Origin of the sequence: Mesorhizobium album (assembly GCF_033977205.1) — a bacterium.
GTDB classification, from domain to species: domain Bacteria; phylum Pseudomonadota; class Alphaproteobacteria; order Rhizobiales; family Rhizobiaceae; genus Mesorhizobium; species Mesorhizobium album.
This window is the reverse complement of sequence record NZ_JAVIIW010000059.1, coordinates 1-11752: the sequence shown is the minus strand read 5'-3', so window position 1 is coordinate 11752 and position 11752 is coordinate 1. Positions and strand designations below refer to the sequence as shown.

Below are 11752 nucleotides of genomic sequence, written 5' to 3'. Positions count from 1 at the left end.
GGTGTCCGAAATCGCGCTGACACTTGGGCCGGTCTTCTTCCATTGGCCCCCCGACCGTCTGCTCGACTTTTACCGCAGGATAGCGGACGAGGCTCCGATCGCGCGCGTTCACGTCGGTGAAGTCGTCTGCGGAAAACGCATGCCGTTTTCGGACCCGGTATGGCCGGCTGTTATCGAACGGCTGGAGCGCGGCGGCAAGCAGGTGGTGCTGTCCACACTGGCGGCGCCGGCGACCGTTCGGGAACGCAAAAGCGTCGAGGACCTTTGCGGAGACGAGAGGCTGGTCGAGATCAATGATGTCTCCGGCCTGCCGTCACGCTCCGGCAAAGCCTTCGTCACGGGTCCATTTGTGAGCATCTACAACGAGACGTTCGTCGCGGGTCCATTCCTGAACGTCTACAACGAGGCTTCCGCGAAGTTCCTAGTCGAGCTTGGCGCGCGAACAATATGCCCGCCCGTCGAATTGTCGTTTGCAGCGATCGGCGCCATGTCCTTGAAATGCCCCGAGGCGCAGTTTGAGATTTTCGCATTCGGCCGGCTGCCACTCGCCCTCTCCGGACGCTGCTATCACGCGCGGATCCACGGCCTTCACAAGGATTCGTGCCAGTTTACCTGCGAGAGGGACCCCGACGGTCTTCCGGTTGATACGCTCGACGACCAGCAGTTCCTCGCCGTCAACGGCGTGCAGACGCTTTCCAATCAGGTTCAGGCCTTCTGCCCGGCGCCCGACGCGCTCGCCTCAAAGGGCATCAGGCGCCTTCGTTTGTCGCCCCAGACATGCGACATGGTCGAGGTGGCGAGGATTTATAGAAGACTTGCCGACGGCAAGGATGAGCCCGAAGATGCGCGCTTCGCCCTTTCATGCCTCGATCTGCCTGGCACGCTGGTCGACGGGTACGCCCATGCCAGGCCCGGTTGGCAGGTAACCGCGACGGCCTGACCGCAATGACCCGGATAGCGATCGTGACCATCTCCGACCGTGCAAGCCGCGGCGAGTACGAGGATCTTGGCGGACCGGCAATCGAGCGCTGGCTTCGCCGTGTGCTGGCAGAGCCCTGCGATCTTGTTCGCCGCATCGTTCCCGACGGCCTGGAGAGTGTCCGTGACGTGCTCATCGAGCTTTGCGACCAGGCAGGCGCCGATCTGATCCTTACAACAGGCGGAACCGGTCCTTCGCCAAGGGACCTCACTCCGGAAGCCATGCAGCAGGTCATCACCAAGGAGTTGCGCGGTTTTGGCGAGTTGATGCGGCAGGCGAGCCTGCAACATGTGCGCACCGCCATTCTTTCGCGTCAGACTGCGGGGGTGCGCGGCCGCTCGCTGATCATAAACCTGCCCGGAAAACCGTCCTCCATCGACGTCTGCCTCGACGCCGTCTTTCCCGCCGTGCCCTACTGCCTCGAGCTCATCGGCGCGGGTTCGATCCAGGTGGATTCTTCTGTTTTGGGATGACCCGCCGGACCGCCCGGCGCAGTCGCTGCCTTCCTCAGCCTATCGCCGAAAGGACGCCGTTGACCTCCAAAGATATTCTCATGGCGAGGAATGGTGGGCGAGGAATGGTGCTTGCATGCGAGGACTGGATCTTTGCTCTGGACGGCTCATACCTGCCGGTCGTGCCGTCGAGCATTGATCCTGATCATCAGCCGCCGCAGCAACAGTCGCAGCCGGATGACTGCAATCTCTTGATCTCAACGCGCCAAATATCCGGCCCCTGCTGCAGGTATTCCCAATCGAACAGGCCAGGATATCGGGTTTCCATCTGATAGCGTAACGGCCGCGGGTCGTGATCGTTCACGATGATGAAGGATTGGCCCCCGGCCAGCGCCTGGGCAATCCCGAAGATCCGGGCGTGGCGTTCCACAGGCGGAATGGCGCGCACGTCCAGCTCGGGCTGGGATACGACTTCGGTTTCGGACATGTTCAACAAATTCCAGACTGCCGCAGAAAATGGCTCCGGGCTGGCGGCGGTCGAGCCCGGCGCAAAAATCTATCCCGGTCCGGGCCTGCTTATTTGTCGAAGCGCAAACAATTCGCAGAAAGTGCAGTGATCGGCAGCGGGGCCGCCACGTCAAAATGAACGGGAGACGTTGGGCGTCAAGGACTTCAGCGATTTCAATGGGATAGGCTGGTGCTGCGAGAGAGGATTGAACTCTCGACCTCTCCCTTACCAAGGGAGTGCTCTACCACTGAGCTACCGCAGCCTGCGATGGCGGCGCTTCTGCCATATCGAACCGGCAAGCGCAAGGCCAAGAAAACCTTAAAACGACGCATGTCGTTGTCGAGAAACCGCGGCGCATTTTGGACGACGTGTATCGATTGCCGCAGCCGTGAAGCCGGCTCCGCACACGCTTTCAACAGACTTTCATGACATGGCGCCGCCACAATGCTAGCTATCCCGGAACAACAGCCGGCTATCCGTCAGCGAGGACAGGACGATGAACGACCGGGCAAAGCCACCGAAAAAAAGCGACGCAGAGCGCAAGGACAGGCTCGCCGAGGCATTGCGCGCCAACCTGCAGAAACGCAAGGCGCAGGCGCGCTCGCGGCGTGCGGGCGACGCTGACAGGCAGCGCGCCTGCGATCCCGATCAGCGGCCGGAAGGCCTGCCGACTGCTGGAAAAATGCAAAAAAAGTAACGCAAATCAGCCACACTAGCCGACCACACTTGGGCCAAAGGTGGGGAAATCCTATTTCTTGAACCGAGCCGGCCGATAGTCTAGAGCCGGACATACTCAACCGATTGAAACCGGCCCGTCCGGGCCGAGGGGACGTTTTTTCATGGATCGCATCAGAATTGTCGGCGGCAAAGAGCTTGCCGGAAGCATTCCGATCTCGGGCGCCAAAAACGCGGCACTGCCACTGATGATCGCCTCGCTGCTCACCGACGACTCGCTGACGCTCGAGAACGTGCCGCATCTGGCCGATGTCGAGCAATTGATCCGCATCCTCGGCAACCACGGCGTCGACTATTCGGTCAACGGCCGGCGCGAGAAGCAGCAGAAAGGCTATTCGCGCACCATCACCTTCTCCGCCCGCAACATCGTCGACACCACCGCTCCTTATGAGCTGGTGTCGAAGATGCGGGCCTCCTTCTGGGTGATCGGCCCGCTGCTTGCGCGGATGGGCGAGGCCAAGGTGTCGCTGCCCGGCGGCTGCGCCATCGGCACGCGTCCGGTCGACCTGTTTCTCGAAGGCCTGCAGGCGCTGGACGCCGATCTCGACGTCGACAATGGCTATGTCGTGGCCAAAACCAGGAACGGCCGCCTCCACGGCAATCGCTACGTGTTCCCGAAAGTGTCCGTCGGCGCCACCCACGTGCTGATGATGGCGGCTTCGCTCGCCAAAGGCGAGACGGTGCTCGAAAACGCCGCCCGCGAGCCCGAAATCGTCAACCTCGCCGAATGCCTGATCGCCATGGGCGCCAGGATCCACGGCGCCGGTACCTCCACCATCACCATCGAGGGTGTCGAGGCGCTGTCCGGGGCGCGGGTGCGCGTCATCCCCGACCGCATCGAGACCGGCACCTATGCCATGGCGGTGGCGATGACCGGCGGCGATGTGATGCTCGAAGGCGCGCGGCCCGACCTGTTGCAGACCGCGCTCGATGTCATTGCCGAGACCGGCGCCGAGATCACGCCCACCAACGAAGGCATCCGCGTCAAGCGCAACGGCGCCGGCATCGCGCCGGTGGATGTGACGACCGCGCCCTTCCCCGCCTTCCCGACCGACCTGCAGGCGCAGTTCATGGGTCTGATGACAATGGCCAAGGGCAAGTCGCGCATCACCGAGACGATTTTCGAGAACCGCTTCATGCATGTGCAGGAGCTTGCCCGACTCGGCGCCCACATCACGCTCTCCGGCCAGACGGCGATCGTCGACGGCGTCGCCAGGCTGAAGGGCGCGCCCGTCATGGCGACCGACCTGCGTGCCTCGGTGTCGCTGGTGATCGCCGGCCTTGCCGCCGAAGGCGAGACCACCGTCAACCGGGTCTATCACCTTGACCGCGGCTTCGAGCGGCTGGAGGAGAAGCTTTCCGGCTGCGGCGCGGTCATCGAGCGGATTTCGGGCTAAAGGAGCCGGTGCGGCCGCGCCTCGGTTGCGCAGAGCGGAAAGACCCACTAGAGCCTGTTCGTCCCGATCAAATCGGGGCGAAACAGGCTCTAGTTTTTTGTTTGAGCATGATCTTTACCGAAAACCGGGTTTCCACTTTTCGGGATCATGCTCTAACAGAACATTGAGTCATCAACGTTCAGGTGCCCATACCGCATGGCCGCTCTCAAGCTCATCGCGCTCGACGACCAGGATCTGAGCATCGTCTCGGCCCATGTCCAGGACGCCGTGATGAAGGTCTCCGACCTCGAATTCCTGCCGGCGGCCAAACGCTTCGTAATGACCATGAACCGCTTCGTCTGGGAGGCGAAGTCCGGTTTCTTCCGCCAGCACAACGAGCGGCGGCAGAGTGTTTTGTATTTCGACCGCGTGCTCGGCGCCAAGACCAGCGGCATTGCCCGCGACAAGCCCGCTGAGGTGCTGTCGCTGCTGGCGATCAGCTTTATCGCGATCAGCAAGCCGGCGGGCATCATCGAGCTGGTGTTCTCGGGGGGCGGCACGATCATGCTCGATGTCGAGTGCATCGAGGCGCGGCTCGCCGATGTAGGCGGCGCCTGGGAAGCCACCTCACGCCCGGTTCACAGGACCTGAGCACGGATAATGGCCATCACGCTTAACCAAACCAACGCCGATTTCGAGCAGCGCTTTTCGGCATTCCTCACCACCAAGCGTGAGGTTTCGGCCGATGTCGAGGCGGTGGTGCGCGACATCATCGCGCGCGTGCGCGCCGAGGGCGACAAGGCGCTTGCCGACTACACGTTGAAATTCGACAAGGCCGATCTCGGCAAGCTCGGCATCGCCGTTTCCAGGGGCGATATCGCCAAGGCCTATGCGGAGGCCGATCCGGCAACCGTAGAGGCGCTCGAATTCGCGCGCGATCGCATCCGCTCCCATCACGAGCGGCAGAAGCCGAAGGAAGACCGCTACACGGACGCCGCAGGCGTCGAGCTCGGCTCGCGCTGGACGGCGATCGAGGCCGTCGGCCTCTATGTGCCCGGCGGCACGGCGAGCTATCCGAGCTCGGTGCTGATGAATGCCGTGCCGGCCAAGGTCGCCGGGGTCGAGCGCATCGTGATCGTGGTGCCGGCGTCGGGTGGCGTCATCAATCCGCTGGTTCTGGTAGCGGCCGACCTCGCCGGCGTTTCCGAGATCTATCGTGTCGGCGGCGCGCAGGCGGTTGCGGCGCTCGCCTACGGCACCGAGACTATCAGGCCGGTGGCCAAGATCGTCGGCCCGGGCAACGCCTATGTCGCAGCGGCCAAGCGCCAGGTGTTCGGGACCGTCGGCATCGACATGATCGCCGGGCCGTCGGAAGTGCTGGTCGTGGCCGACAAGGACAATGATCCGGCCTGGATCGCCGCCGACCTGCTCGCCCAGGCCGAGCACGACGTGTCGGCGCAATCGATCCTGGTCACCGACAATGCCGCGTTCGGCAAGGCGGTGGAGCAAGCGGTCGAGCGCCAGCTGAAGGCCCTGCCGCGCGCCGAGACGGCCGCCGCGAGCTGGCGCGATTTCGGCGCCGTGATCCTGGTGCCGTCGATCGAAGCCTCGCTGCCGCTGGTCGATCGCATCGCGGCCGAGCATGTCGAGCTCGCCTTCGACGATGCCGAAAGCTTCCTCGCCAGGATGCGCAATGCTGGCGCCGTCTTCCTCGGCCGGCACACGCCGGAAGTTATCGGCGATTATGTCGGCGGCTCCAACCACGTGCTGCCGACGGCGCGTTCGGCGCGCTTCTCGTCGGGCTTGTCCGTGCTCGATTTCGTCAAGCGCACGTCGATCCTGAAGCTCGGGCCGGAGCAGCTCAAGGCGCTGGCGCCTGCGGCGATCGCGCTCGCCAAGGCCGAAGGGCTCGACGCGCATGCGCGCTCCGTAGCGATCAGGCTGAACATGTAGCGATGTCCGGCCACCACCAAAACCGCAACAGGCTGATCGACGTCGAGCTTGACGAATCGATTGGACGTTCGACGCCCGATGTCGAGCACGAGCGGGCGGTGGCGATCTTCGACCTGATCGAGGAAAACAGTTTTCGGCCGGTCAATGACGATGGCGCCGGCCCATACAGGCTGAAGCTGTCGCTGGCCGACTCGCGCTTGGTGTTTGCCGTCAGCAGGGATAATGGCGCCGACGTGGTCACCCACATCCTGTCGCTGACGCCGTTCCGGCGCATCGTCAAGGATTACTATCTGATTTGCGAAAGCTACTACGAGGCCATCCGCTCCTCGACGCCCAGCCACATCGAGGCGATCGACATGGGGCGGCGCGGGCTGCACAATGAAGGCTCGCAGACACTGATGGACCGGCTCGCCGGCAAGATCGAGATCGACTTCGACACGGCGCGCCGGCTGTTCACGCTGGTTTGCGTGCTGCACTGGCGGGGCTAGATCAGGATGACGTTTCGTTGAATCGCCATCCTGATCTGACTCGTTGTTGGAGCATGACCTTCTCCGAAAACCGGTACCCACTTTTCGGGGTCATGCTCTAATGCTGGCCGCGCTGCCGCATTCGATCCTGTTTGTATGCGGCATGAACGCCGTGCGCTCGCCGATGGCCGAGCAGCTGGCCCGGCGGATGCTGCCCGCTACCACCTTCGTCGCCTCGGCCGGCGTGCGCAGCGGCGAGCGCGACCCCTTCGTCGACGCCGTGCTTGCCGAGGAGGGTCTCTCGCTCGGCGAGCGCCAGCCCAGAACGCTGGACGAGCTGGAAGACGACTATTTCGACCTGATCGTGACGCTGGCGCCGGAAGCGCATCACGCCGCGCTCGAGCTCACCCGCTCGCTAGCCGTCGAGGTCGAGTACTGGCCGATGCCCGACCCGACCGATACCGGCGGCACGCGCGAGCATATCATGGCCGCCTATCGCGACGTGCGCGAGCGGCTGAAAGCGCGCATTGCCAAGCGTTTCGCGCCGCCGGAGTGAAAAAGCGCCGCCGATTGGAACCTTTCCGGCCTGGATTGAACCGTTCTGTTTCCCGCTGGCGGACGCCCACTTTGTCGGGCGGCTCGTCCGACGCACCACATCGGGCGTTCGCCACCCTCTGCGTGGATCGTCTCGCCATCGGAAAAACAGAACGGTTCAATCCAGGCCGGAAAGGTTCTAAGCATGTTCACAAGCGGGCGATTATCATATAGGTTCCGCCGCAAATTCCGGCCGGCCGCCGGAACCGCCATCCAAGCAAAGGTATCGAATGCCGAAGGAAGAAGTCCTCGAATTTCCGGGCGTGGTCACGGAACTGCTGCCCAATGCGATGTTCCGGGTGAAGCTCGAAAACGAGCACGAGATCATCGCCCACACGGCCGGCCGCATGCGCAAGAACCGCATCCGCGTGCTGACCGGCGACAAGGTCCTGGTCGAGATGACGCCCTACGACCTGACCAAGGGCCGCATTACCTACCGTTTCAAGTAACAGTTCGGCGCGAACCGCGATGGGCATTCTGCAGAAGCTGGTGCTTGCCTCGGGTTCGCCGCGCCGCATAGAGCTGCTGCAGCAGGCCGGCATCGAGCCGGACCGCGTGCTGCCGGCCGATGTCGACGAGACGCCGCTGCGCGCCGAGCATCCGCGCTCGCTGGCGAAGCGCCTCTCCAAGGACAAGGCCGAGAAGGCGCTCGCCTCGCTGAAGAGCGAGGAAGACTATGCGCCGGCCTTCATCCTGGCCGCCGACACGGTGGTGGCGGTCGGGCGCCGCATCCTGCCCAAGGCCGAAACGATCGACGACGCCGTGAACTGCCTCGGCCTGCTTTCCGGCCGCTCGCACCGGGTCTATTCCGGCATCTGCCTGATCACGCCGGGCGGCAAGCTCAGGCAGCGGCTGGTGGAGACCAGGGTGCGCTTCAAGCGGCTGCCGCGCGAGGAGATCGACGCCTATGTCGCCTCCGGCGAATGGCGCGGCAAGGCCGGCGGCTATGCCGTGCAGGGTCTCGCCGGCTCCTTCGTCGTCAAGCTGGTCGGGTCGTACTCCAATGTGGTCGGCCTGCCGCTCTATGAGAGCGTCGCGCTGCTTTCCGGCGAAGGCTTCAAGCCGCACAAGAACTGGCACGTCGCGCGGCCATGAGCCCGGACGACAAGGTCACGCCGCTCAGGCCGAAACGCCCCTGCCCCGAATGCGGCAAGCCTTCCGCCCGCGAGCACTACCCGTTCTGCTCGGCGCGCTGCAAGGACATCGACCTCAATCGCTGGCTGAAGGGCGCCTATGTCATCCCCGGCCGCGACGATGAGGAGGAAGACGACGATGGCCCGAAGCAAGGCCCGGCACCCGAGGACGAAGAGTGAGGCGACGCGGCAAATTCGCCGTCTGCCGGCGATTTTTCTTTATCAACACCTAAGCGCTGGACAGGCTGGATTCCCATGCTATAACCCACGCGCTTTCAAGGGGCGCCGCCCGGCGCTTTCATGAAACCCGGCGGGCGATTCCGTTAGCCGGCACAGGCCCAGATAGCTCAGTTGGTAGAGCAGCGGACTGAAAATCCGCGTGTCGGTGGTTCGAATCCGCCTCTGGGCACCATCCTCTCTTCTCCCGACACTCCCTTTCGCCGAAGGCTCTACGCTTCAGCCCCCGCAAATCACTGACTTTGCTTACTTTTTCGGCACGAAGGATGTGCTTGAGCGAATTTCATCGCAGTTCGGCAAACTTCGTCCAACGGGGCGAGGTGTTGGTATTTTTGTTGAGACCCTGTTGGTATCGAAGCGCCAAATCTGCGACGATGCACAGCTGAGCCGCCAACTCAAAACATTGAGAGCCGCGCCTTCGAACAGAAGACGCGGCTCCGTAAGGTACGAATGTAGCCGCACGCTTATGGCTTATTCGGTCAGGCGACCGGCGGACCCGCCCTTCCCGCGGCCAGATCGCCGCGAAGTTTCAAGAGCCACCACGTGGCCCCGACTGCCAGCATGAACATCGTCATGTACGCCCCTGGGTGACTTTCGTCAGGAATTGAGAAGGTCGCGATCACGACGAGCGTCCAGAGAACACCGACACCGATAGTCGGTACAAGCCAACCTCCGAGGCCGAACGCACCAATCGGCGCCGAAGGAATGCGCCCACGACGATAAGCCATGTATACGCCAGCAAGCGTCAGGAAGTAGGTCAGGTAGTACGTCAAACCCACCATCGAATATATCGCAGCCACAAATCCCCCGTTTGCGATGTTCATGACAATCGCAATGGCGGTGACCACGACAATCGCAGCCACTGGCGTTCCCGTCCGCTCATTGACCCTCATCAAAAGCTTGGACCCCGGCAGCATGTTGTCGCGCGACAGGGCGTAGATCATGCGCGTGGCAACTGCCATGTTGGCGATCAGACATGCGAAGATCGAGGCGAACGCGACGAACAGCATGAGAAGGCCGGCGGTGTTTCCGAACCGCTGCCTGACGATGCCAATAACCGGGTTTTCCGGGTGCGCCAAAAAGTCTGTAACGGGACCCGGAATGGCGAGGGCAAGCAATGCAAACATAGCTACCCCGAAGATGCTGGAAATCGCGACCGCCCGAATCATTGCCTTGGCGGCGGCTCGGCGCGGATCCAGGGTTTCTTCCGCCAGGTCAGCCGCTCCTTCCCATCCGAGCAATACGTTGACGGGGAGCAACATCGCAAGGGCAAGCGTTGTCAGCGACAACGGGGTACCGCTAGCAGGCGTCGTGTCAACCAGCAGGCTGAAGCCCTGTCTGACGCCAAAGACAAAAAACACGCCGGTAATAAGCCCGGCCAGAAGGACGACAGTTCCGAGCAGCTCAACCACCGCTCCAATGTCGTTTATCCTGCTGGCGATTTTAATACCGAAGATATTGATCGCGCAGACGAGAATCGTTGCTGAGATACTGAGCGCCTGCACCTGGCCCTGGGTCGGATTCGCCCAGATCTCAGGGGCAAAGACCGAGCCAATGGCCGCTGCCGTACCGGATGTGCCAGCCATGAATGAGATCATGGCGATCCAGCCGGTGAACCAGCCATAGCTTTTGTTCACGAGGCGGCTGGACCACTGATAGGCATAGCCGGTGACCGGGATACGAGCCGACAGATGCGCGTAGACCAGGACGATGCAGGAGACGAAAGGAATGACGAGGAACCAGAGCAAAACGCCGATGCCGCCAACCCTGTTGAAGGGATCAGAAAACAGTGTGATAACACCAGTATTGATCGACACCATCGAGAATGCCAGGCAAAACGACGTAAATGGACTCATCGTTCGGTGCAGTTTTTGTTGATAGCCAAGTTTAGCGAGATCATCCGCATCGCTTGAGTCGGCAGGAATTTCTGCGCGTTCATATGTTGTGGTCATGCGATTCCCCTCTATTGTGCTTTCCAGCATTCAAGCTTTTTGGCACGCATGTTAGGTAGGAAGCTGCCACTCTAGAAATACAAGTTTCGACATCATTCATTGACGCCGCTTATCAATCAGAGTGCGCGACAGACCCCCAGCAAAGGAACTGCAGAGCTTGAGCGCCCGTGACGCGGGCGGGCAATTTCGTGGTGTGATTCAGAGGATCCCTGACCGGCTTTTCGCCCGTGTGCTGACGTCGAAGTTCAACCCGCTGACGCGATCATTCGCCGCCGATAGCGTTCGTGTAAGCTAGCCCGCAGCCGCATAGGCCGTCTTCACGGTGGTATAGAACTCCATGGCGTAGCGGCCCTGCTCGCGCGGACCGTAGCTCGAGCCCTTGCGGCCGCCGAACGGAACATGGAAGTCGACGCCCGCCGTCGGCAGGTTGACCATCACCATGCCGGCCTCGGAATTGCGCTTGAAATGCGTCGCGTGCTTCAGGCTGGTCGTGCAGATGCCGGAGGTCAGGCCGAATGGCGTGTCGTTGGCCACACTCAGCGCCTCGTCATAGTCCTTGACGCGGATGACGTTGGCGACAGGGCCGAAAATCTCCTCACGCGAGATGCGCATGGCGTTGGTGGCGCCAACAAACAGCGCCGGCTGCAGATAGAAGCCTGGCGCGCCGCGCTCCAGCCTCGAGCCGCCGAAGGCGAGCTCGGCGCCCTCCTGGCGGCCGATGGCGATATAGTCCTCGTCCTGCTTGAGCTGGGTCTGGTCGACGACGGGACCGATCTGCGTCTTGGCGTCCAGCGCGTCGCCGATGACCAGCTTGTCCAGGCGCTCCTTCACGGCGTCGACGAAGCGGTCATGGATGCCTTCGGTGACGATCAGGCGCGAGGACGCCGTGCAGCGCTGTCCGGTCGAGAAATAGGCGCCGTTGACCGCGCAATCGACAGCGACGGCCAGGTCCGCATCGTCGAGCACGACAAGCGGGTTCTTGCCGCCCATCTCGAGCTGGAACTTGCGCATATGCTCCACACTTGCCGCGGCGACGCGCTTGCCCGTGCCGACCGAGCCGGTGAAGGAGATGGCGTTGACGTCTGAGCTGTCGAGCATGGCCTGGCCGACGACCGAGCCTTTGCCCATGACCAGATTGAGCACGCCCTTGGGCAATCCGGCACGGTGCAGGATATCGACGATGGTCCAGGCGCTTTCGGGGACCAGCTCAGCCGGCTTGAAGACGATGGTATTGCCGTAGGCCAGCGCAGGCGCGATCTTCCAGGCGGGGATGGCGATCGGGAAATTCCATGGCGTGATGATGCCGACGACGCCGACCCCTTCGCGGGTCATCTCGACGCCGACACCCGGCCGCACACTCGGCACC

The 11752-nt window shown here is 62.6% G+C and carries 15 protein-coding genes and 2 tRNA genes; 13 read left to right on the top strand and 4 right to left on the bottom strand.

Going from position 1 to position 11752, the window contains the following annotated elements; genetic code table 11:
* The first annotated feature begins 1 nt into the window (after position 1).
* Positions 2–940 (top strand): U32 family peptidase, encoded by a 939-nt coding sequence (locus RFN28_RS30950; protein WP_320290935.1) that lies wholly within the window; start codon positions 2–4, stop codon positions 938–940.
* Between the two features lie 5 nt (positions 941–945).
* Positions 946–1452, top strand: a complete 507-nt coding sequence (mog, locus tag RFN28_RS30945) for a molybdopterin adenylyltransferase (RefSeq protein ID WP_320290934.1) — start codon at positions 946–948, stop codon at positions 1450–1452.
* Between the two features lie 187 nt (positions 1453–1639).
* On the opposite strand, the gene RFN28_RS30940 is transcribed toward mog, so the two are convergent.
* On the bottom strand, positions 1640–1918 hold the full coding sequence (locus tag RFN28_RS30940) for a DUF2249 domain-containing protein (RefSeq protein ID WP_320290933.1): 279 nt from the start codon (positions 1916–1918) through the stop codon (positions 1640–1642).
* Here RFN28_RS30940 and RFN28_RS30935 point away from each other — a divergent pair.
* Positions 1917–2048: a hypothetical protein gene (locus RFN28_RS30935; RefSeq protein WP_320290932.1), complete on the top strand. Its 132-nt coding sequence runs from the start codon at positions 1917–1919 to the stop codon at positions 2046–2048. The two genes, RFN28_RS30940 and RFN28_RS30935, sit on opposite strands and share 2 nt — an antisense overlap.
* Positions 2049–2126: 78 nt before the next feature.
* On the opposite strand, the gene RFN28_RS30930 is transcribed toward RFN28_RS30935, so the two are convergent.
* Positions 2127–2201 (bottom strand) — tRNA-Thr (locus RFN28_RS30930).
* Between the two features lie 234 nt (positions 2202–2435).
* On the opposite strand from RFN28_RS30930, the gene RFN28_RS30925 reads away from it, so the two are divergent.
* The 10 genes from RFN28_RS30925 (at position 2436) to RFN28_RS30880 (ending at position 8609) form a co-directional block, all read left to right on the top strand.
* Positions 2436–2636, top strand: coding sequence for a hypothetical protein (locus RFN28_RS30925; protein ID WP_320290931.1), 201 nt, complete (start codon positions 2436–2438; stop codon positions 2634–2636).
* 142 nt (positions 2637–2778) lie between these two features.
* Positions 2779–4071, top strand: coding sequence for a UDP-N-acetylglucosamine 1-carboxyvinyltransferase (murA, locus tag RFN28_RS30920; RefSeq protein ID WP_320290930.1), 1293 nt, complete (start codon positions 2779–2781; stop codon positions 4069–4071).
* Positions 4072–4266: 195 nt separating this feature from the next.
* Positions 4267–4701 carry a DUF2948 family protein gene (locus RFN28_RS30915; RefSeq protein ID WP_320290929.1) on the top strand — a complete coding sequence of 145 codons (435 nt, stop codon included), beginning with the start codon at positions 4267–4269 and terminating at the stop codon, positions 4699–4701.
* A 9-nt stretch (positions 4702–4710) separates the two neighbouring features.
* Positions 4711–6003: a histidinol dehydrogenase gene (gene hisD, locus RFN28_RS30910; protein WP_320290928.1), complete on the top strand. Its 1293-nt coding sequence runs from the start codon at positions 4711–4713 to the stop codon at positions 6001–6003.
* A 2-nt stretch (positions 6004–6005) separates the two neighbouring features.
* Positions 6006–6491, top strand: coding sequence for a UPF0262 family protein (locus RFN28_RS30905; protein WP_320290927.1), 486 nt, complete (start codon positions 6006–6008; stop codon positions 6489–6491).
* A 100-nt stretch (positions 6492–6591) separates the two neighbouring features.
* On the top strand, positions 6592–7026 hold the full coding sequence (locus tag RFN28_RS30900; RefSeq protein WP_320290926.1) for an arsenate-mycothiol transferase ArsC: 435 nt from the start codon (positions 6592–6594) through the stop codon (positions 7024–7026).
* Positions 7027–7294: 268 nt separating this feature from the next.
* Positions 7295–7513 (top strand): translation initiation factor IF-1, encoded by a 219-nt coding sequence (gene infA / locus RFN28_RS30895; protein ID WP_006200926.1) that lies wholly within the window; start codon positions 7295–7297, stop codon positions 7511–7513.
* Between the two features lie 19 nt (positions 7514–7532).
* Positions 7533–8159 carry a Maf-like protein gene (locus tag RFN28_RS30890; RefSeq protein ID WP_320290925.1) on the top strand — a complete coding sequence of 209 codons (627 nt, stop codon included), beginning with the start codon at positions 7533–7535 and terminating at the stop codon, positions 8157–8159.
* On the top strand, positions 8156–8377 hold the full coding sequence (gene yacG / locus RFN28_RS30885) for a DNA gyrase inhibitor YacG (protein WP_320290924.1): 222 nt from the start codon (positions 8156–8158) through the stop codon (positions 8375–8377). The genes RFN28_RS30890 and yacG overlap by 4 nt, the downstream gene beginning before the upstream one ends.
* 156 nt (positions 8378–8533) lie before the next feature.
* A tRNA-Phe gene (locus RFN28_RS30880) sits at positions 8534–8609 on the top strand.
* Positions 8610–8913: 304 nt separating this feature from the next.
* On the opposite strand, the gene RFN28_RS30875 is transcribed toward RFN28_RS30880, so the two are convergent.
* Together RFN28_RS30875 and RFN28_RS30870 are read right to left on the bottom strand one after the other, a co-directional pair.
* On the bottom strand, positions 8914–10386 hold the full coding sequence (locus RFN28_RS30875; RefSeq protein ID WP_320290923.1) for an amino acid permease: 1473 nt from the start codon (positions 10384–10386) through the stop codon (positions 8914–8916).
* Between the two features lie 291 nt (positions 10387–10677).
* The coding region (locus RFN28_RS30870; RefSeq protein WP_320290922.1) for an aldehyde dehydrogenase family protein at positions 10678–11752 on the bottom strand (1075 nt) is incomplete at its 5' end.